19 protein-coding genes are annotated in these 20317 nt (G+C 45.7%); 5 read left to right on the forward strand and 14 right to left on the reverse strand.

Going from position 1 to position 20317, the window contains the following annotated elements; translation table 11 throughout:
* Positions 1–95 precede the first annotated feature (95 nt).
* The gene (gene hemB, locus AACT21_RS01235; protein WP_026028265.1) at positions 96–1142 is read right to left on the reverse strand and encodes a porphobilinogen synthase; all 1047 of its coding nucleotides are present in this window, start codon (positions 1140–1142) and stop codon (positions 96–98) included.
* Between the two features lie 188 nt (positions 1143–1330).
* Between hemB and AACT21_RS01240 the strand changes: the two genes are divergently transcribed.
* Positions 1331–2092 carry a TatD family hydrolase gene (locus AACT21_RS01240; protein WP_094127915.1) on the forward strand — a complete coding sequence of 254 codons (762 nt, stop codon included), beginning with the start codon at positions 1331–1333 and terminating at the stop codon, positions 2090–2092.
* A 280-nt stretch (positions 2093–2372) separates the two neighbouring features.
* On the opposite strand, the gene tatC is transcribed toward AACT21_RS01240, so the two are convergent.
* From tatC to rmuC, 7 genes are read right to left on the reverse strand one after another with little or no spacing between them, the layout of a single operon-like run.
* Complete coding sequence (gene tatC / locus AACT21_RS01245) at positions 2373–3125, reverse strand: twin-arginine translocase subunit TatC (protein ID WP_010319843.1); 753 nt, start codon at positions 3123–3125, stop codon at positions 2373–2375.
* A 60-nt stretch (positions 3126–3185) separates the two neighbouring features.
* Entirely contained in the window at positions 3186–3593 is a 408-nt protein-coding gene (gene tatB / locus AACT21_RS01250; protein WP_094164014.1) for a Sec-independent protein translocase protein TatB, read from the reverse strand.
* Between the two features lie 3 nt (positions 3594–3596).
* Positions 3597–3833: a Sec-independent protein translocase subunit TatA gene (gene tatA, locus AACT21_RS01255; RefSeq protein WP_010319841.1), complete on the reverse strand. Its 237-nt coding sequence runs from the start codon at positions 3831–3833 to the stop codon at positions 3597–3599.
* 51 nt (positions 3834–3884) lie between these two features.
* On the reverse strand, positions 3885–5519 hold the full coding sequence (ubiB, locus tag AACT21_RS01260; RefSeq protein WP_088733010.1) for a ubiquinone biosynthesis regulatory protein kinase UbiB: 1635 nt from the start codon (positions 5517–5519) through the stop codon (positions 3885–3887).
* On the reverse strand, positions 5516–6121 hold the full coding sequence (locus tag AACT21_RS01265; protein WP_094164016.1) for a ubiquinone biosynthesis accessory factor UbiJ: 606 nt from the start codon (positions 6119–6121) through the stop codon (positions 5516–5518). The genes ubiB and AACT21_RS01265 overlap by 4 nt, the downstream gene beginning before the upstream one ends.
* A 9-nt stretch (positions 6122–6130) precedes the next feature.
* The gene (gene ubiE / locus AACT21_RS01270) at positions 6131–6913 is read right to left on the reverse strand and encodes a bifunctional demethylmenaquinone methyltransferase/2-methoxy-6-polyprenyl-1,4-benzoquinol methylase UbiE (protein ID WP_010319838.1); all 783 of its coding nucleotides are present in this window, start codon (positions 6911–6913) and stop codon (positions 6131–6133) included.
* 49 nt (positions 6914–6962) lie between these two features.
* Positions 6963–8507 carry a DNA recombination protein RmuC gene (gene rmuC, locus AACT21_RS01275; protein WP_013855636.1) on the reverse strand — a complete coding sequence of 515 codons (1545 nt, stop codon included), beginning with the start codon at positions 8505–8507 and terminating at the stop codon, positions 6963–6965.
* 140 nt (positions 8508–8647) lie between these two features.
* Between rmuC and AACT21_RS01280 the strand changes: the two genes are divergently transcribed.
* Positions 8648–9541, forward strand: a complete 894-nt coding sequence (locus AACT21_RS01280; RefSeq protein ID WP_017044512.1) for a DMT family transporter — start codon at positions 8648–8650, stop codon at positions 9539–9541.
* A 47-nt stretch (positions 9542–9588) separates the two neighbouring features.
* On the opposite strand, the gene araC is transcribed toward AACT21_RS01280, so the two are convergent.
* Genes araC through AACT21_RS01305 form a run of 5 tightly spaced genes read right to left on the reverse strand, consistent with a single transcriptional unit; the run spans position 9589 to position 15040 of the window.
* Positions 9589–10428, reverse strand: a complete 840-nt coding sequence (araC, locus tag AACT21_RS01285; RefSeq protein WP_029189931.1) for an arabinose operon transcriptional regulator AraC — start codon at positions 10426–10428, stop codon at positions 9589–9591.
* Positions 10429–10476: 48 nt separating this feature from the next.
* On the reverse strand, positions 10477–11016 hold the full coding sequence (locus tag AACT21_RS01290) for a hypothetical protein (RefSeq protein WP_094127924.1): 540 nt from the start codon (positions 11014–11016) through the stop codon (positions 10477–10479).
* 54 nt (positions 11017–11070) lie between these two features.
* Positions 11071–12573: an L-arabinose isomerase gene (gene araA / locus AACT21_RS01295; protein ID WP_094164018.1), complete on the reverse strand. Its 1503-nt coding sequence runs from the start codon at positions 12571–12573 to the stop codon at positions 11071–11073.
* A 9-nt stretch (positions 12574–12582) separates the two neighbouring features.
* Complete coding sequence (locus AACT21_RS01300; protein ID WP_088733013.1) at positions 12583–13344, reverse strand: L-ribulose-5-phosphate 4-epimerase; 762 nt, start codon at positions 13342–13344, stop codon at positions 12583–12585.
* Positions 13334–15040 (reverse strand): ribulokinase, encoded by a 1707-nt coding sequence (locus AACT21_RS01305; protein WP_176430195.1) that lies wholly within the window; start codon positions 15038–15040, stop codon positions 13334–13336. The genes AACT21_RS01300 and AACT21_RS01305 overlap by 11 nt, the downstream gene beginning before the upstream one ends.
* Before the next feature lie 365 nt (positions 15041–15405).
* Here AACT21_RS01305 and AACT21_RS01310 point away from each other — a divergent pair, with 365 nt between their 5' ends.
* The 3 genes from AACT21_RS01310 to araH all read left to right on the forward strand — a co-directional run bounded on the left by AACT21_RS01310 (position 15406) and on the right by araH (position 18998).
* Positions 15406–16407, forward strand: coding sequence for an arabinose ABC transporter substrate-binding protein (locus tag AACT21_RS01310; RefSeq protein ID WP_172859034.1), 1002 nt, complete (start codon positions 15406–15408; stop codon positions 16405–16407).
* A 75-nt stretch (positions 16408–16482) separates the two neighbouring features.
* Positions 16483–17994: an L-arabinose ABC transporter ATP-binding protein AraG gene (araG, locus tag AACT21_RS01315; protein ID WP_094133390.1), complete on the forward strand. Its 1512-nt coding sequence runs from the start codon at positions 16483–16485 to the stop codon at positions 17992–17994.
* A gap of 14 nt (positions 17995–18008) precedes the next feature.
* Positions 18009–18998 (forward strand): L-arabinose ABC transporter permease AraH, encoded by a 990-nt coding sequence (araH, locus tag AACT21_RS01320; RefSeq protein ID WP_013855627.1) that lies wholly within the window; start codon positions 18009–18011, stop codon positions 18996–18998.
* A gap of 227 nt (positions 18999–19225) precedes the next feature.
* Here araH and AACT21_RS01325 read toward each other — a convergent pair whose 3' ends face one another.
* Positions 19226–20188, reverse strand: a complete 963-nt coding sequence (locus tag AACT21_RS01325) for a zeta toxin family protein (protein WP_094164024.1) — start codon at positions 20186–20188, stop codon at positions 19226–19228.
* Between the last annotated feature and the right edge of the window lie 129 nt (positions 20189–20317).

Genomic DNA, 20317 nt, shown 5'->3' on the forward strand with positions numbered 1-20317 from the left:
TGCTAAAAACACCTACCCATCTATTTCATGAAATCTTTTTTTTAATTGATTTTCAAATAGATAGAAAAATTTGCTCCCCTGTCTAAATTCACAACTTAGTTATCTTGATGTAAATATTGTGCCGTTTTGGCGTTATCTTCTGCCAGCCACTGCGCAACGTCTTTAGCAAAATAGGTTAAAATGCCGTCTGCCCCTGCGCGTTTAAAGCACAATAATGACTCCATTACGGTTTCACGTTCTTTAAGCCAACCATTTAAAATGGCTGCTTTATGCATCGCATATTCACCAGACACTTGATACGCAAACGTAGGAACTTGTAATTCAGATTTCACGCGGCGCACCACATCAAGGTATGGCATGCCGGGCTTCACCATCACCATGTCAGCCCCTTCATTGATATCCATCGCCACTTCGTGAATGGCTTCATCGCTGTTGGCCGGATCCATCTGATAGTTTTTCTTGTCTCCCCCTTTCAGGTTCGAAGAGGAACCAACCGCATCGCGGAATGGGCCGTAATAACATGACGCGTATTTCGCAGAGTAAGCCATGATCTGTGTATGAATAAAACCCGCCTCTTCAAGCGCTTCGCGGATCTTACCAATTCGTCCATCCATCATATCGGAAGGGGCAACCACATCGGCACCGGCTGCAGCGTGAGACAGCGCTTGTTTGATCAACACCTCGGTGGTCTCATCATTCATCACATAGCCACTTTCATCGATGATGCCATCTTGGCCATGGGTCGTGAAAGGATCCAGCGCAACGTCGGTAATGACACCCATTTGTGGTATATGCTCTTTTAATAATTTCACCGCACGTTGCACTAAGCCGTCAGGATTATGCGCTTCAGCAGCACACAAACTTTTAGCATCTTGGTTAACCACTGGAAAAAGTGCGATGGCTGGCACGCCGAGATTAGCCAAATACAGCGCTTCTTCGAGCATTAAGTCGATAGAGAGACGCTCAATACCAGGCATAGACTCCACTGGCTCGCGGCGATCTTTACCCATCAAAATAAACATGGGATAAATTAAATCATTAACCGATAACTGATTCTCAGCCATCAAACGGCGGCTAAAATCATGCTTGCGTAAGCGACGCATGCGACGCCCTGGGAACTGACCTTGAATGGATACTGACACTCTCTTCTCCTTGTTTATACGCGGTGTGAGAAAGCATTCTTTCTTCACTACCGCTATCGCTCAAGTGTGGCGAAATCATATCACTCTCGCTTTTTGACGCTAGCGGCAATCGACAAAAATCAGAAAAATGACCTCAGGCTCACACTTCCGTATACTGTTCTCCCATTCTCTGTTTATCGAGACACACCATGATTGACACTCACGCTCACATTTATGCCGCTGAATTTGATCACGATCGAGATGAGGTCGTACAACGCGCTAAAGCGCAAGGCATTGAGGCTATTTTGTTGCCCAATATCGATCTTGCCTCCATTGAGCCTATGCTTAAAACAGAAGCGGCTTACCCTGAACTTTGCCGATCGATGATGGGGCTGCACCCATGCTATGTAGATGGAAATGTGAAGCAAACGCTAACGGTTATCGAATCTTGGCTAGATAAACACCCCTTTATCGCCATTGGTGAAATTGGCATTGATCTGTATTGGGACAAAACCTTTCAGGCCGAACAAGAGATGGCTTTCGTCACTCAACTTAATTGGGCCAAAGAGCGCGATTTGCCTGTTGTCATCCACACCCGTGATTCCATCACTCAAACTCTACAACTGCTGGAAAAAGAGCAAGATGGCTCACTTAGCGGTGTATTCCACTGTTTTGGCGGCACGCTTGAAGAAGCTAAAGCCATTAATGAGCTAGGGTTTCATCTTGGGATTGGTGGTGTATCAACGTTTAAAAATGGCGGCATGGATAAAGTATTACCGCATCTCGATATGAACTTTGTTCTGCTAGAAACAGATTGTCCCTATTTAGCCCCTGTCCCTCACAGAGGTAAGCGCAACGAACCAGCTTACACAACGCTAGTTGCCAAACGCATCGCAGAACTCACCGAACTCTCGTTGGTTGAAGTGAATAACATTACAAACACTAATGCTAACTCACTGTTTAAATTATAATTTATAGAACTATAGATAGAATGATATACACATCAACGTGATCTATATCACAAAAATAGTTATGCAAACACTATAGTATGCGGCAAAATTTTAATACATAAACGTGGCTAATATGTGTGAACATGGTAATCACTTACAACGTCAACATCGAACCTTCTGGCAAAAACTTCTGGGTATCAAGGAAGTCTATCGATGCTCTCAGTGCGGTTATCTTTTGAAGATTAAATAGTCCACTATCATAGGTACAAAAAAAGCGGCTATTCGCCGCTTTTTTCATGTATTAATGACTTTCATCTTCCGGCTCTTCCTCATCTTTGCGCACATAAAAACGAGCAAAGAAAAGTCCAACCTCAAACAATAAACACATCGGAATGGCGAGCAAGGTTTGCGACACCATATCAGGCGGCGTCAGTAACATACCCACCACAAATGCCCCAACCACGATATAAGGCCTTTTCTCACTCAAGGTTTTCGGCGTCGTCGCCCCCGTCCAACACAGTAAAATGATGGCGACGGGAACCTCAAAGGCGATACCAAAAGCGAAAAAGAGCGCAAGCACAAAATCGAGATAACTGGCAATGTCCGTTGCAAACTCAACACCGCCTAAAGAGATGGCCGTAAAAAAGCCAAACACCAGTGGAAATACCACAAAGTACGCAAACGCCACACCGCAATAGAACAACAACGAGCTTGAAAACATCAATGGCATGACTAAACGGCGTTCATGCTTATACAAACCTGGAGCGACAAAGGCCCAGATTTGATAAAGGATAAAAGGCACCGCGAGAAAAGCGGACGCGATCAAAGTAAGTTTGAGTGGCGTGAAAAAGGGCGAGGCAACATCGGTCGCAATCATCGTCGCCCCTTCAGGCAAACGCTCAACCAATGGTTTGGAGACAAAATCGTAGATGTCGCTAGAGAAATAGACTAAGCCGATAAAAATCACGATCACCGCAGCTATTGAACGCAATAAACGATCGCGTAGCTCTAGCAAGTGACTGATTAAAGGCTGTGTCTGCTCAACGGAAGACATATCGAACCTCGTATAAATAGAGCATAAGAGGAGGAGTTACAGTGGTAGCAGTAACTCCTCCTACAGAGATGAGTCGGCTTTCTTATCGGCCGTTTCAGGCAACGAAATCGTTGTAGCGGGAATCACTTCAACGCTTTGTTCATCGCGCTCTGTTTTTGTTTCAGAGGGCGATGAGTTCGCATAAGGGCGTTGTACATCTTGCGCAGCCTGCTTGAGCTGATCCACAGAAGATTTCAGCTCTGGAGATAAATTTTCCATTCCCATTTGCTCTGCTTTACGCAAGTTTTCTTGCAGCTCTTGAATTTTGAGCTCATGTGCTAATTCATCTTTGACACTGTTCGCCATGTTCTTTGCCGTGCTAACAAATTTTGCCACACTGCGAATAGCATGAGGTAAACGCTCAGGGCCAAGAACGACCAACGCGACAACCGATATTAATACCAGCTCCCAAAAACCGATATCAAACACGTGTTAGGCCTGCTCTTTATCTTTTTTAGTCTCAGCAGTCGCTTCTGTCTTCTGCTGCTCTATATTTTTAGGTTCAAAATCTGCGTCTTTCTTGGCTGGCTCTTCATCGCTCATCGCCTTTTTGAACCCCTTAACCGCACCACCGAGATCGCTACCGATACCACGCAGTTTCTTGGTTCCAAATAGTAATACAACAATCACGGCAATAATTAGAAGTTGCCAAATACTGATACCACCCATTCTCTACACCTCAGGAATTTCTCAACAAATTGATTTCAAATAAAAGACCGCTTAACGACGGTAAGCACTCCAACTGAGTAGCCAAAATACAACACCTGCAATTGCACTGGTTATTGCAAACGGCTGATAAGCACTGGTCACTAATATCGCCGAGCATACGACCAAAGTGGCGCCAATACCAAATAAAAACTTTCCTGTTGCCTGTTGACGCTTACTGGCTCGATAACCTTGGTACAACTGATCCAACCTTTGGTTCATTGCTTTACCTTGTTTGAGGCTATCGTAAAGCAGCTCTGGCAATTCAGGTAATTTTTCAGCCCAAAGCGGAGCTCGCTCTTTCACTGCGCGGATAAACGCTTGCGGCCCAACTTGGTTCATCATCCATTTTTCTAAAAATGGTTTAGCGGTTTGCCACAAATCCAATTGAGGATAAAGCTGACGCCCTAACCCTTCGACATACAATAACGTTTTTTGCAGCAAGACCAATTGCGGCTGCACTTCCATATTGAAGCGACGAGCCGTGTTAAACAAGTTTAGCAACACGTGACCAAATGAGATTTCGCACAATGGCTTGGCAAAAATTGGCTCACAGACCACGCGAATAGCAAACTCAAATTCATCGATGTTGGTTTCACGTGGAACCCAACCAGAATCAACGTGCAATTGTGCCACTCGGCGGTAATCTCGGTTGAAAAAAGCTAAGAAGTTTTCGGCTAAATAACGTTTATCTTCACTGTTTAAGGTACCGACAATACCACAATCTAAGCCAATCCATTGTGGATTGTCAGGATGCGCGGGATTAACAAAGACATTACCCGGGTGCATATCGGCATGGAAAAAACTGTCGCGGAACACTTGGGTAAAGAACACGCTCACCCCGCGTTCAGCAAGCAACTTCATATTAGTGCCGTTGGCCGCTAAACCTTCAATATCAGAAACTTGAATGCCGTATATTCGCTCAGAAACCATGACAGTTTCATTACTAAAGTCAGGAATTATCTCTGGAATGTATAACTCTTCACTATTTTCAAAGTTACGACGCAGTTGAATGGCGTTGGCTGCTTCTCGGCGTAGGTCGAGTTCAGCAAGGAGAGTTTTTTCGTATTCACGTACCACTTCAACGGGCTTCAGTCGCCTTGCTTCAGGTAATGCTTTGGCAACAATTTTCGCCATGCGATACATGAGTTTGATATCGGCATCAATCACTGGCCGAATATCTGGCCGAATGACCTTGAGTACGATTTCCCGGCCAGATGATTTGAGTTTGGCGGTATGGACTTGAGCAATCGACGCAGAAGCAAGTGGTTCAATATCAAATTCATTAAACCAAGTTTCTAAAGCGCCGCCCAACGCTTTTTCCATCTGAGTTTTAGCAAGTACACCATCAAACGGAGCGACTTTATCTTGCAGTAACGCAAGTTGGTCTGCGATGTGCGGTGGAAACAGGTCACGCCGCGTTGACATCATCTGACCAAACTTAATCCATACTGGGCCAAGCTCTTGCAAGGCTAAGCGCAAGCGCTCACCTAATGGTTTGTCCGCATGCTGATTTTTAATCCAGAACAATCCTTTGCGCGCTAGTATTGGCGCTTTGGTGAGTTGATGTTCTGGCAACAATTCATCTAGACCATATTCCAATTGTACCTTGATAATTCGGTACAACCGCTTGAGTTCAGTTGGCGTCATGCTTGCTCCAACAAGTGTTGAATTTTGGCTTCGATACACGCCGCTTGGCTATTGAGATCATCCACTTGGTCACAAAAATAGGCCACCTCGAGCGAGCTGGGTAATAAACGCCACTCTTCCGTTAACACTTGGCTGAGATGGTTTTGATGCTTGCTTCGTTGTGATTGCAGCGCTTGGCCTATGTCTTTCACACCCTGCACTAAAGCGTGAGCCAGCACATCGCCCGTCAGGCGTGACAACCACTCTTCAACATCCGGCTTGCAATCGGTGATCAACTGGGCAAATTTTTGCGCCAGTTGAATATCGCCCTCCAGCACCAACTTATCTTGTTTGATCAGTTGGGTGATGTTCGCTTGCTCGCGTAGCTCGGGCAAAATGGAAACATTGAGCGACAGGTAGCAATTCGACTCGCCTTCGTAAGCCGCTAACACATCAATTTGCTGGCTAAAAATGAAGGTCAGCGTTTTATTGAATTCTTTGAGATGCACTTGGATGACTTGCCCTTTCAGGCGTGATAATCGGCGCACCAACTCAGGATCGTCTTGAATTAAGGTGTTGAGTGTGGTCTCAATCGCGGCGGTAACTAAAGGCTCAAACGGCATGCCCAATCCTTAGAATTTGTAACCACGGTGCAGCGCAACAATACCGCCCGTTAAGTTGTAGTAACTCGTTTGCTCAAAACCAACCTGATCCATCATCCCTTTTAAGGTTTCTTGATCGGGATGCATGCGGATAGATTCCGCAAGATAGCGGTAGCTGTCGGCATCATTGGCAATGATTTGGCCCATTTTCGGCAATAGATGGAACGAATACGCATCGTATACTTTGGATAATGGCTCAAGCACTGGCTTGGAGAACTCAAGTACCAACAAACGACCACCCGGTTTTAAAACGCGGAACATCGAGCTCAGCGCTTTATCTTTATCGGTTACATTACGCAGGCAAAAACTGATGGTAATGCAGTCAAAATAGTTATCAGGAAAAGGCAGTTCTTCGGCATTGGCTTGCACGTAATGTACGTTGCCCACTACACCCTTATCACGCAATTTATCGCGTCCGACATTGAGCATCGAGTTGTTGATATCAGCCAGAATAACATGACCTTTTTCGCCCACAATACGTGAAAATTTGGCGGTGAGATCGCCCGTACCACCACCAAGATCCAAAATACGTTGGCCCGGGCGAGCGCCACTGCAATCAATGGTAAAACGCTTCCATAAGCGATGAATGCCACCAGACATCAGGTCATTCATCATGTCGTATTTGGCCGCAACCGAGTGAAAAACTTGCGCGACTTTGGCGACTTTTTCTTCTTTCGCTACGGTTTCAAAACCAAAGTGAGTGGTATTTTGTGTCTCTAATGCTGTTTTTGATTGCACGCTGGTATCCGTCATGAAGGTTCCTCTTGGGCAGCACTGTGTTGTTAAAGGCGACTGCGAGCGATCAGTTTACTTTATCCTCAGCGTGATGTCTTTCTACTAAAGGTGCATTTTCCACCGCACTGTCTGCCCATGCCTCATTTTGTGCTTGTTCGACCCATTCACTGTTTATGGAACGTTTTATCTCGACGCCAAGTTGTTTGAAACTTTCGGCTTGACGCAGTGCGTTGCCACGCCCTGTCGCGAGCTTATTCATCGCCCCTTGATAGTTTTGGTTTGCACGGTCTAACGCGCCACCAAGCCCTTCCATGTCCTCCATAAACAAGCGTAATTTATCGTACAATTTGCTGGCCCGCTCAGCGATCAACTTCGCGTTCTGGTTTTGTCGATCATTGCGCCATAAATTATCGATCGTACGCAGCGCAACCAACAAGGTGGTTGGGCTAACCAGCAAAATATTTTGCTCCATCGCCTCTTTTACCAAGCTGGGATCAGCTTGAATCGCCACTTGGAATGCAGGTTCGACGGGAATAAACATCAGCACGTAATCCAAACTTTGTAGCCCTTTGAGCTGATGATAATCTTTTTGACCGAGTCCTTTTATATGGGCACGCAGCGCAAGTAAATGCTCACTTAATGCGCGAGCACGTTCACTTTCAGTTTGAGCATGGAAATAACGCTCATAAGCCACCAGCGCCATTTTCGAGTCAATCACCACCTGCTTATCGTGTGGTAAATTGACAATTACATCGGGTTGATAACGCTTACCAGCCTCGTTTTGCAAACTGACTTGAGTGTGATATTCATGCCCTTCACGCAGGCCTGATTCGGTCAGCACCCGCGCGAGAACCACTTCGCCCCAATTGCCTTGCTGTTTATTGTCGCCTTTCAGCGCTTGGGTCAAATTGAGTGCCTCTTGCGCCATCTGTTCATTGAGGCGTTGTAAGTTTTTCAATTCATGAACCAACGTATGGCGCTCTTTCGCTTCATGATTGAAGCTGTCATTGACCTGCTTTTTAAACCCTTCGAGCTGCTCTTTCAGCGGAGAAAGTAGCCCTTCCAAACTTTGACGGTTCTGCTGATCCACTTTCGCAGTTTTGACTTCAAATAACTGATTGGCTAGCTGCTCAAACTGCTGCTTTAGGCGTTCCTCAGCGTGTTCAAGTAACTGTAGTTTTTCTTGGCTCGATTGAATTTGCTGTTCATGCCGTGCTTCTTGCTCACGCAGTTGAGCCTCAAGTTGCGATTTCTGCTCACGCAGAGCGTGCGCATCTTCCATGCTCTGTTGCCGCTCTTGCTTAACCACTTCGAAATAGCGCAACTTTTCCATCGCGGCCATGAATTTCCCGTGCGATTGCTTAAGCTCAAATGCGGCTTTATCTCGTTCTTCATCCAGCTCATCCAACTCTTGTCGCGCCTGCTGCAAAGCTTGTTTGAGTTCGATTATCTGCTGCTGATGATGGGCTTGATGAGTCTCTAACTGCTGTTGTAATAGCTCACTTTTCAAATTGAGCTTCTGCTTAACCCACCAGCCAGCCACTGAGCCGCTCAGCACGGCGCTGCCTAACGTTGAAAGCACTAACGCTTGATTTTCGATAATCCATTGCATGATAACGGGTTAACTCATTTTATCAGTCATGGACAAATGGTATTTCGATACTGGATAAATGTCCAGTTTGTACAAGTTAACAGCAAACTATAGACTTGCGCCGCTGAACACTATTTCAACAATTATTCTAACGAGGATTCATGGACGAACGACGCGCACTCGGCTTTGGCTTATCTGCCGTATTATTGTGGTCAACGGTTGCTACGGCTTTCAAACTTACGCTGGCTGAATTTACGCCGATCCAGATGCTGACGGTTGCGAGTGCTGTCTCTGGGTGCGTACTGCTGGGCATTTGCGCGCTGCAAGGCAAGCTCAACCAAGTGGTGAGTACCTTTCTCGCTAACCCTTGGTATTACTTATTGTTGGGCTTAATTAACCCTCTCGCATACTACCTCATTCTGTTTAAGGCCTACTCACTGCTGCCCGCCTCTCAAGCGCAAGCGATCAACTACAGTTGGGCCATCACCCTGACACTGATGGCCGCTGTATTTTTAGGACAAACCATTCGTAAACAAGATTGGATAGCGTGTGCACTGAGCTATTTTGGTGTAGTGGTTATCGCGACTAAGGGTGATATTTTAGCCATGCAGTTTGATAGCCCGCTGGGTGTTGGGCTGGCACTATTATCAACGCTTCTTTGGGCTGGCTACTGGATTCTTAATACCAAAAACACCGCCGACCCCGTGATTGGCGTTTTACTGGGGTTTTTGATCGCCATCCCTTTTGCGATTGGTTTAAGTTGTTATGAAGGTGCAAGCTGGCATCAGATTACGATTAAAGGGTGGAGCGCGGTAACTTATGTCGGCTTGTTTGAAATGGGGATCACCTTCGTGCTGTGGTTGAGTGCATTAAAACTCACGGCCAACACCGCAAGGATCAGCAATCTCATTTTTGCTTCACCTTTCATCTCACTGCTGTTGCTGGCTACTATTATTGGCGAAACTATTCACCCCACCACTCTGATTGGTTTAGTGCTGATCATCACAGGGCTTGTCGTGCAGCAGTTTAAAACGCCTAAAACGATCACTCAATGACAGCGGCCCAAATTGACGAAAAGCCCAAACGGACAGATTGCATAGGTTTACAAAGTAATTTGATCGCGGTAAATCTTAGGGCTCACACCGGCCTTACGTTTAAAAACACGAGAAAAATAGAGTGGGTCTGAATAGCCCACAATTCGACCAATGTGATTGACCGAGTAGTTAGACGTGACCAGTAATTGTTTGGCTCGGCTGATCCTCTGGTCGTCGCGCCATTGGGTTATGGTCATCTCCATTTCAGAACGAAATAGATGACCTAAACGCGATGGTGATAAACAGATATGGGCCGAAACATCCTCGATAGTGAAGTCTTGATTGAGGTTTTGCGTCATATAATTCATCGCTTCCACCACCCTAGGGTCAAGCGGTTTGCTGACGACATCCGGTTGCAGTGTCTTACATCTAATCAATAATTGTTCGAGCAAGTTAATCGATAAATCATTTCGATAAGGGACATCTTGTTTTGAAGTGTATTCAATATCGATAAACAGGTTTTCAATATAGCGAATGGTATTCTCATCCAACCCTTGCGTTAGATAGACGCCATTTTTTTGCTGTTGCCATGTTAGCCAGTCATGCCAAAAGGCTCGTGGCCGAAAATAAACCCAACGGTGAAACCAAGAAGCACAATCTTTTTTTCGATGATAATAGTGAGCCGCTGTTGGAGGGAAAAGAAGTAAGTCTCCAGGTTTCACGTGAAACTCATCTTCGCCATAAAAAATGGTTCCCTCACCTTTGCTCGTAAAATTGACAATAAAACCTTTCATGCCATTAGGTCGATCAATCGTAAAATCCAGTTCATCTCCCTCAATAATTGGCGTTAGTCCAGCCACTAAATGAGCATTAAAGTTATATCCAGGTTTTAGAGGGTTATTCTGCATGGGGGCAATATTCACTGTAATTTACGTGTAGTGTAAGCAACCTCTTCGTTAAGTACGATTTTTCAGTTCACACTTTTCATCTAAGACTATCCATTGGGTCGCAGAAAAAGCCTCACAGAAGCCATGTCCTACGGGTTCGATTAAGTATTCACTGGGTTGGTCATTACGTTTTCTTTGCCAACCTTTAATCGAAGAGATGATGTCTTCAGGTTGCGTGGCCAGTTGGTGGCTAACGTCTGTTTGAGTAATGTGATGTCGAATATCAAGCCGAGTTGGGATGCTATTTCGCGCAAGATAATCAATCACCAATGCACCTTGAAAAAAGGTGTAAGTCATACTCAATGAGAGTGTTTCGTTAAGCTGAATGTTGCACCACTGCTCTAAATGGTTTTGCTTAGATCTGAAATGCCAAACCACAGAGCACATATCAATGATAAGCCCATTGTTGATCAGCTCAAGCTGCCCAACGAATACAGGTTTATCCTCACAACACAGCTGAAATTGATCGGGTGTATCGGCTTTTAATTCCAAATACCACTCTTTATAACGCAGTAATGGTAAGCCAGTGGATAAAGGAAGAGCATTCATGTTCACACCATAGCTTAATGAACACTCCCTCAGATGAGGGAGTGTTCCGCGGGTTTAAATACCTGAAGATAAACGGTAATAAACGCTGTTTGTTTTGAGTGCGGACTTGAATGGATACAAGGAGGTTTGGTTATCGATTAATACCATTTCGATCCCCGCCATTTCGGCATAATCCGCTAACATCTCAACGCTCACCGCTTGGCTGTATACGGTATGATGCGCGCCACCCGCATGGATCCATGCTGCGGCCGCCGTCTCAAGGTTGGGTTGCGGCGTCCATAACGCATGCGCCACGGGTAATTTAGGTAGCGATTGTGGTGGAGCTTGAGTATCGACCGTATTGACTATCATGCGAAAGCGATTTCCAAGATCAATCAAAGATACGTTTACCGCAGGCCCCGCTTTTCCGCTGAATATCATACGAGCAATATCGCATTTGCAGCCAATAGTGTGACGATGAATTTCAATCTTTGGCTTGTCTTGAGCAATGGAAGGGCAAACTTCCAGCATATGAGCGCCGAGCACTTGGCTTTGCTGACCAAAGTTATAGGTGTAGTCTTCCATGAACGATGTTCCGCCCACTCGGCCTTGCCCCATCACTTTCATGATGCGAGTCATCGCTGCGGTCTTCCAATCCCCCTCACCACCGTACCCGAAGCCTTTTTCCATCAAGCGTTGTGTGGCCAAGCCCGGCAAGTTCGAAATACCCGATAAATTTTCAAAGGTGTTGGTGAATGCCTTCGCGCCCACGGAATCCAAGAAACGCAGCATACCCAATTCCAACTTCGCTTCTTGGGTTAGAATATTGATACTTGCGCTGTCTTTGAAAAGTTCAGGGCTCATGGTGTAGCAAGAAGCGTATTCATCCATTAAAGCCTTAGCATCACTGTCTGAAACTTGATTGACGCTCTCGCTCAGCTCACCCAAGCCATAGCCATGAACTTCATAACCAAATTGAATTTGCGCAGAGACTTTGTTTCCTTCCGTCACCGCGACTTGACGCATGTTGTCGCCAAAACGCGCTACTTTAAGCGACTTCCCTTCATGAATAGCAATCGCTGCACGGCACCAATCATCCACCTGTTGGTGAACAATCGGGCTCTCCCAATGCCCCACGACTACTTTTCGATCAATCCCCAGTCGCGTGCCAATAAAACCAAACTCACGACAACCATGGGCACTTTGATTTAGGTTCATAAAACCCATATCAATTTCATCCCAAGGTAGGGCCGCATTGAATTGAGTATGAAGATGCAAGAACGGCTTGTTGAGCTGACTTAACCCCGCAATCCACATTTTTGCAGGCGAGAATGTGTGCATCCAAAGCACGAGACCAATACATGAATCATCATTATTGGCTTGGCGACAAACCTCTAATATCTCATCTGGCGTCTTCACTGTACCTTTGTTCACCAAAGGAACTGAAATGGCTGGAGAGTGATTTAAACCATGGATAATTTCTTGGCTATTTTGCGCGACATTTTGTAATACTTGAGGTCCGTAAAGGTGCTGCGACCCAGTGACAAACCACACTTGTTGATTGGTAAACGTGTTCATTGTTATCCCTTATTTATTTTTTACATTACTTTGACCGTAATAAGCATTAGCTCCGTGTTTACGTAAGTAATGTTTATCCAGTAGGGCTTGATTGATGAATGTCACTTGAGGGTTGATCTGCAAAGTTTGCAGCGCCATTTTGGCGACAACCTCCATGACAACTGAGTTATGAACGGCGTGATCAGCATCCTTACCCCAGCTGAATGGGCCGTGTTCATTAACAATAACCCCAGGAATGGCCAACACTTCACCACCACTGATCGTTTCAATGATGACCTTGCCTGTATGGTGTTCGTAGTCGGTTGCGATTTCGGCATTGGTCAAGGGGCGAGTACAGGGAATGCTGCCGTAGAAATAGTCAGCATGAGTAGTACCCAATGCTGGAATGGCTTTACCTGCTTGAGCCCAAGAGGTGGCATGAGGAGAATGCGTGTGCACAATGCCGCCAAGTTCTGGGTAAGCGCGATATAAGGCCAAATGGGTAGCGGTGTCAGAAGAGGGTTTAAGATCGCCCTCGACAACTAAGCCATTCAGATCAACCACCACCATATTGCCGGCATTGAGTGCTTCGTATTCGACGCCACTTGGCTTAATCACAACTAACCCTGTTAAGCGGTCAATGCCTGATACATTGCCCCAAGTAAAGGTAACTAAACCGTGGGTCTGTAGCGCCATATTGGCTTGCCATACTTGCTGCCGAAGCTCACTCAGACGTTGCTTTGCTTGTGGGTCGCTCGCTAAATCGAAGCCTAGAGAAGTCTTAACACTCATCAGTACGCTCCTGTGCCAACAAGAATTCAGAAAATTGTTCGATCTGCTGCCCTAACTGGCGATAAGCATGATAACGCCATTCGCTGGTCCCTTTGGTATCAGCATCTGGGTAGTAAACATCGCAGATTGGGCTCGCCATTTGAGTTTGAGCTTGCTCGGCATCGCTATAAACCCCAGCCGCAACAGCCGCAAAAATGGCCGCACCTAATGCACAACACTGCTCTGAAGCGACAACGGCGATCTCTCGCCCAATGACATTGGCACAGGTTTGCATCACAAATGGTGACTTCTGAGAAATTCCGCCAATGGCGATGACACGTTTCACTTCGACACCTTGCTCAACGAAACAATCGACGATTGATTTCGCACCATGAGCCGTTGATTCCACCAGTGATGCAAAGATATCTGGTGCACTAGAGCCTAAGTTCAGCCCCGTGATTGCGCCTTTGAGACGCTGATTAGCATAAGGCGTTCGCCGCCCGTTATGCCAATCTAAGGCAAGAGGCGTTTCCAGTTGCAGACGTTTTGACTGTGCTTCCGCCGTAAGTTGAGGAATTAACAAGGCCTCAGCGGCGTCCAGATCAATTCCTAATTGTGGGTTTTGCTTAGCCAGTTGTGCGATTGGCCACAACATCACACGTTTGTACCAAGCATAAATATCACCAAATGCTGATTGCCCAGCCTCCAGTGCCATTAAGTCTGGCATCGCACTACCTGTAACTTGGCCACATATTCCATGAATGGTTCGATCACCGATACTTTGTGCATCCACCATCAAAATATCGCATGTTGACGTACCAATAACTTTCACTAAGTCATGTTCGCCAGCGCCAGCGCCCACCGCGCCCATATGGCAATCAAAAGCACCAATGGCAATGGCAATTCCCTCTGGTAAGCCTAGCCGCTGCGCCCACTCTGCACTCAGATGCCCAGCTAATTGGTCTGAGGTGTATACCTCAGTAAACATTCGATCTCGCATGCCATCGAGCGTGGGAGAAATGGCCGATAAAAAATCTTGCGAAGGTAAACCGCCCCAACTTTCATGCCACATCGCTTTATGCCCTGCAGCACAAATACCGCGGCGTAAATTTTTAGGATGCTGACACCCTGCAAGGAGAGCTGGAACCCAATCACACAACTCAACCCAGCTATGGATATAAGGAACAAGCCCTGCATCTTGTTCCGCTACCCACGCGGCTTTCGCCCAAAACCACTCCGATGAATACAATCCCCCGATGTATTTGGTGTAGTCTGGAAAAGTGTGTGAATGGGCCAGCTCATTAATGCGTTCCGCTTTGGTCACGGAAGTATGATCTTTCCACAAGATAAACATGGCATTGGGGTTATGCTCAAACTCAGGAAGCAACGCCAACACATTGCCCTCTTTATCGATAGGGGCTGGAGTTGAACCCGTACTGTCCACGCCAATGCCAACAACAGATTGTGCGATCTCCGTGGAAACCTGCGCCAACGTTTCTCGGACAGCAATGGTCAGAGACTCAATATAATCAAGAGGATGATGACGAAATTGAGATTGGTTCGAGTCGCTGTATTGTCCTTTTGCCCACCTTGGGTAGTTAGCCACGCCAGACGCAATCTCTTCACCATTGCGAGCATTCACCAATAAAGCTCGTACAGAATCAGAGCCAAAATCTAAGCCGATCACGTAAGGTGAATCTATATTCAAATTATTCATGGTCACTCCACATCAGACCGATTAACTGCCTATTTTTATAACGGTCTTACGTCAATATCACCATGAACCCAATAGCTAAAAATATGGATAAATTAGTCGACACACTCATTCTGTGCTAATGGTTTTAAAATCATCACTTCAGCTTTTTTCCAGAAAAAAAAGCGCATAAAAACGCTAAATAGCCGATTAACATATAAAATCAAACACATAAAACCATAAAAAGTGAGAGGTACTTCATGCCCTACCTCGCTACATAAATGGACAAAAACGCTACATTTTTCTGCTGTGATTTTCATCACTTCAAAGCTCGTCAACTTCCTTAAGTATGGAGATGAAACAACCCTACCAGTGGACGGACAAATAAGATGAAAAGCATAAAAACCACACTCGCTGCCGCAATACTTACCGGAACCGCATTATTCAGTATTTCTGCTAATGCCTTTTTCGGTAGCAACGATGAACTCAAATTAGGTTATTTGGTAAAACAACCTGAAGAGCCTTGGTTCCAAACAGAATGGAATTTTGCTGAGCAAGCAGGTAAGCAATATAACTTTGAAGTGATCAAAATGGCGGTGCCTGATGGAGAAAAAACACTGAACGCTATCGATACGCTAGCGGCAAGTGGCGCCAAAGGCTTTGTCATCTGCACACCAGACCCTAAGCTTGGGCCTGCAATTATGGCTAAAGCAAAAAGCTACGATTTGAAAGTCATCACGGTTGATGACCAGTTCCTTAATGCGAAAGGCGAACCAATGACAAACGTGCCTTTGGTGATGATGGCTGCCAGTGAAATTGGTTATCGCCAAGGTTCTGAACTGTACAAAGAGATGACAAAACGTAGCTGGGATACCGCAACAACGGGCGTTATGGCCATAACCGCAGACGAGCTGGATACCGCGCGTCGTCGTGTCGATGGTTCGATTAAGGCACTGAAAGAAGCGGGTTTCCCATCCAACCAAATTTACCGCGTGCCAACCAAAGCAAATGACATCCCTGGCGCTCTGGATGCAGCAAACTCGCTACTGGTGCAATACCCAATGGTCAAGCAGTGGCTTATCGTCGGTATGAACGACAATACCGTTCTCGGCGGAGTTCGTGCGACAGAAGGACAAGGGTTTAACGCAAGTAATGTTATTGGTGTTGGCATTAATGGCGTCGATGCTGTCAGTGAATTAGCTAAATCGAAACCAACAGGGTTCTATGGTTCTCTTTTACCGAGCCCAGATGTACACGGCTTCAAAAGCATCGAATCACTTTATAAATGGGTGAAAGACGGTGTTGAACCACAAAAATTCGTTGAAGTGACGGACGTTGTCTTAATTACTCGCGACAACTACGAAGCAGAACTGGCGAAGAAAGGCCTGTAAGGCGTTCGTCGTCAATGGCTAAAAGCGGTACAGCTTCTTCGTACCGCTTTCGCGAAGTAAACAGGAGTACAGACTATGGCAGCTTCACACTCTTGCTTAGAGTTTTGCCAAATATCAAAACACTTTACGGGTGTTAAGGCACTGACCGACATTAGCTTTCGCGTTAACAGCGGTAGTGTTCATGCCTTAATGGGAGAAAATGGGGCTGGGAAATCGACTCTATTGAAAACGCTAAGCGGGCTGCATCAACCCACCCACGGCAAGCTGCTCATTGATGGGCATCCAGTAACATTTCAATCGACGGTTGACGCATTAGAGCAAGGTATCGCCATTATTTATCAAGAGCTTAATTTGGTTCCTGAACTCAGCGTGGCAGAAAACATTTTCTTAGGGCAACTTCCCACTAAACATGGCCGAGTCGATACCGAAACTCTCAATCGCAACGCACGTAAACAGTTATTGCGCTTGGGGGAAAATTTTGACCCCTCTCGCCCATTAAAAGAGTTTTCTATTGGCCAGTGGCAGATGGTTGAAATTGCCAAAGCGCTAAGTCGCAATGCGCACATCATCGCTTTTGACGAACCAACCAGCAGCTTGTCTCAACGTGAAATTGAAAACCTATTTAAAGTGATCCGCGAATTGCGCGACGACGGCAAAATCATTCTTTACGTTTCTCATCGTATGGAAGAAATATTCGCTCTGTGTGATGCAATCACCATCTTCAAAGATGGTACCCATGTGCAAACCTGTTATGACCTTTCGACTCTCACTCATGACCGTTTGGTTGAGTTAATGGTTGGCCGGGAAATCAATGACATTTACAACTACCGCTCCCGTCCTCTTGGTCAAAGTGGATTAGCGATTAAAAACCTGATGGGCAGAGGGCTCACCGCTCCTCTCTCGCTAGAAATAAAGCAAGGCGAAATATTAGGTTTGTTTGGTCTGGTCGGTGCGGGCAGAACAGAACTTACCCGCTTGATTTTCGGAGCAGAAAAAGCCACCGCGGGCGAGGTTTATCTTCACGGACAAAAAATACGGATTACTAAACCTGAAGACGCCATTCGGGCTGGTATTACCTTATGCCCTGAAGATCGCAAAGCAGACGGTATCGTGCCTATTTTATCGGTGCAAGAAAACACCAACATCAGCGCTCGTCCATGGCATCTAAAGCTTGGCGGGTTAATCAACTTCCAGTGGGAGTCGAGCAATGCCCTCAAACAAAACCAGTCATTAAACGTCAAAACTGCTTCGTTAGATCAACCCATTGGCGAGCTCTCCGGTGGCAATCAACAAAAAGTGATCCTTGGTCGTTGGTTATCTACCGATATGAGCGTCATTTTGCTAGATGAGCCGACGCGCGGCATTGATGTTGGCGCTAAGTCTGAGATATACGAATTGATCTTCAAATTGGCAGAAAATGGCGTGACTGTCTTAGTTGTCTCTAGTGACATGCCTGAAGTGCTTGGTATCGCTGACCGATTACTGGTTATGAAAGATGGCAAAGTAACGGGTGAATTAACACGAACTGAATTTAACGAACAATCTGCGTTACGTCTTGCCATGATTGGCAACGACGTCGCTGCGTAAAAAGGAATATCCTAATGGCTGTAACGAGTTCAACCAAAATAGACAATACCGAGAGCCCGACTCGCTCTTTTAAGTTCTCTTCCATCTGGGATAAGTTCGGCATGCTGATGGTCTTTGCTGGCCTATTTTTGCTTTGCAGTTTATTTGTCCCTTATTTTGCTACATTCATTAATATGAAAGGGCTCGGTCTGGCTATTTCTATGAGCGGCATGGTTGCGTGCGCCATGCTATTTTGCCTAGCCTGCGGGGATTTAGATCTCTCGATTGCTTCGGTTATTGCCTGCTCTGGCGTAGTCACGGCGGTAGCGATTAACGCAACCAGCAGTGTGGTATTGGGTATCGGCGCAGGCTTACTTTCAGGTGTACTCTTTGGTTTGCTAAATGGCTTCGTTATTGCCAAATTGCAGATCAATGCGCTGATAACGACTCTCGCAACGATGCAAATAGCTCGTGGTCTTGGTTATATCATCTCTGACGGTAAGGCGGTTGGGATCACTGAAGAACATTTCTTCACCCTAGGTAACTCCTCTTTACTTGGTATCCCAACGCCAATTTGGTTAACCATAGTCACCTTCGCTATTTTTGCCTTTTTGCTAAACCGTACGGTTTATGGGCGCAATACATTAGCGATTGGCGGTAATGAAGAAGCCGCACGATTAGCGGGTGTCAACGTCGTAAAAACTAAAATCATCATTTTCACTATCTCTGGCTTTATCTCTGCGCTCGCTGGGGTTATTTTAGCCGCGCGTATGACCAGCGGTCAGCCGATGACTTCCGTCGGTTTTGAGTTAGTGGTCATCTCTGCTTGTGTGCTCGGTGGGGTATCGCTCAAAGGCGGGATAGGTAAAGTATCTTACGTTATTGCGGGTGTGCTCATCCTCGGTACGGTAGAGAATGCGATGAATCTACTGAATATGTCACCTTTTTCTCAATACGTAGTGCGAGGAACTATTTTGCTCGCGGCGGTTATCTTTGACCGCTATAAACAAAATAAATCCAGCTAGAAGCAACTCATTGCCACACAACAAAAAAGAAGGGCTAACCTGTGCAGCTCTTCTTTTTTCTAAAAAACTATCCATGCTTTGACAGTGCTTTTTAGTGACATTTATCGTTGAGGATGGCTTCTATCGCAAAACTTATTCTTGACGTACAGGTAACGGCCTCTAGATACACTGACCTACCAGAGGGTATCTAGACTTAAAACGTCAAAGGTTTCGACAGAATCGACCACTTAGTTATAGTCGTAATTGGGGAATTGGACGTTATACCGCACTAGCCCGATTAGAGTGTTAAATGCCTCCATCTGTAAATGTTTATCGTTTTTACTAGCCGTTCGACCATCTTGTAAAGCTTTGACAATTTCGTCAGGATTTCTTCCTGTATAGAGCTCTATTCCCGCTCTTGAGGTCACAGTGATCGTATCTAATAATGGAAGAAGCTCTTGAAACTTCTCGACACTTTCCATATCGCTATAAGCTTCATCATGTTTGTTCAATGGCGTTCTTCTAGCACCATCAGGGACTAACTTTCCTTCTCTAATACTTTTAAGTGCTGACTCATACCTTGTGAAAACCCCCATCATACTTAACGACTTATCAACGGCCAGCACCGTCAAATGAGTCTTAAAGCCATGTTTTTTACAGTCATCCAGAACGTGTAATATTGAGTGTTGCTGATCTAACATGGAGCGTTGTATCACCATGTTGAATTTTTTTTCAAGTCCGTACTTTATTAAACCTTCGCAGAGAAACAACGCCGTTTGTTGGCAGTTTGACACCGTGCTTGGGTGCCCATTGCTTGCTAACTCCGAATAACCTGGAATGTATTTTTTCAGTTCATCATAATCAACCACCACACAGTTATTCTTGAGCTGTGACGAACATGCTTTTATCGCGGTCGATTTCCCAGCGCCCATTTGCCCTGTAACAACAAAGGCGCTTGGTTGTTCTTGAGGCGTAACCCCTTGGCATAGCTTCTCTTGCACATGTTTTAATAAGTTAATTTTATCACTCGGTTCAGAGAGGAACCGATTATCATCCATATCTTTTACCCGGCGCTGGCGAAGCTCCAAAGCGCTTTGCGTTACACTGACTGGTACATTCTTTACCTGTTTAACAAAGAATGGTTCTTGTAGTGATGTTGCCCGTTCGAGGGAATAGCTTTGAGGCTCCGTAAATGTAAAAGATGTTTTCATTTCAAATCCTTATAAAATTAGGCTTTGTTCAAACGATATCTAAGCGAACCATAGTCAGCACTGTGGAAGGCGCTATATTATCACCGCGGTATGATGTATAGAGATGCATCTTATTGGACGTGAGGATGA

The organism is Vibrio sp. V08_P9A1T1 (genome assembly GCF_963874405.1).
GTDB classification, from domain to species: Bacteria; Pseudomonadota; Gammaproteobacteria; order Enterobacterales; family Vibrionaceae; genus Vibrio; species Vibrio anguillarum.

Bases quoted from the DNA above. Each gene is read 5' to 3' on its own strand.
- AACT21_RS01240 (WP_094127915.1), top strand. From the start codon at position 1,331: ATGATTGACACTCACGCTCACATTTATGCCGCTGAATTTGATCACGAT.
- tatC (WP_010319843.1), bottom strand. From the start codon at position 3,125: ATGTCTTCCGTTGAGCAGACACAGCCTTTAATCAGTCACTTGCTAGAG.
- tatA (WP_010319841.1), bottom strand. From the start codon at position 3,833: ATGGGTGGTATCAGTATTTGGCAACTTCTAATTATTGCCGTGATTGTT.
- ubiB (WP_088733010.1), bottom strand. From the start codon at position 5,519: ATGACGCCAACTGAACTCAAGCGGTTGTACCGAATTATCAAGGTACAA.
- AACT21_RS01265 (WP_094164016.1), bottom strand. From the start codon at position 6,121: ATGCCGTTTGAGCCTTTAGTTACCGCCGCGATTGAGACCACACTCAAC.
- ubiE (WP_010319838.1), bottom strand. From the start codon at position 6,913: ATGACGGATACCAGCGTGCAATCAAAAACAGCATTAGAGACACAAAAT.
- rmuC (WP_013855636.1), bottom strand. From the start codon at position 8,507: ATGCAATGGATTATCGAAAATCAAGCGTTAGTGCTTTCAACGTTAGGC.
- AACT21_RS01280 (WP_017044512.1), top strand. From the start codon at position 8,648: ATGGACGAACGACGCGCACTCGGCTTTGGCTTATCTGCCGTATTATTG.
- araC (WP_029189931.1), bottom strand. From the start codon at position 10,428: ATGCAGAATAACCCTCTAAAACCTGGATATAACTTTAATGCTCATTTA.
- AACT21_RS01290 (WP_094127924.1), bottom strand. From the start codon at position 11,016: ATGAATGCTCTTCCTTTATCCACTGGCTTACCATTACTGCGTTATAAA.
- araA (WP_094164018.1), bottom strand. From the start codon at position 12,573: ATGAACACGTTTACCAATCAACAAGTGTGGTTTGTCACTGGGTCGCAG.
- AACT21_RS01300 (WP_088733013.1), bottom strand. From the start codon at position 13,344: ATGAGTGTTAAGACTTCTCTAGGCTTCGATTTAGCGAGCGACCCACAA.
- AACT21_RS01305 (WP_176430195.1), bottom strand. From the start codon at position 15,040: ATGAATAATTTGAATATAGATTCACCTTACGTGATCGGCTTAGATTTT.
- AACT21_RS01310 (WP_172859034.1), top strand. From the start codon at position 15,406: ATGAAAAGCATAAAAACCACACTCGCTGCCGCAATACTTACCGGAACC.
- araG (WP_094133390.1), top strand. From the start codon at position 16,483: ATGGCAGCTTCACACTCTTGCTTAGAGTTTTGCCAAATATCAAAACAC.
- araH (WP_013855627.1), top strand. From the start codon at position 18,009: ATGGCTGTAACGAGTTCAACCAAAATAGACAATACCGAGAGCCCGACT.
- AACT21_RS01325 (WP_094164024.1), bottom strand. From the start codon at position 20,188: ATGAAAACATCTTTTACATTTACGGAGCCTCAAAGCTATTCCCTCGAA.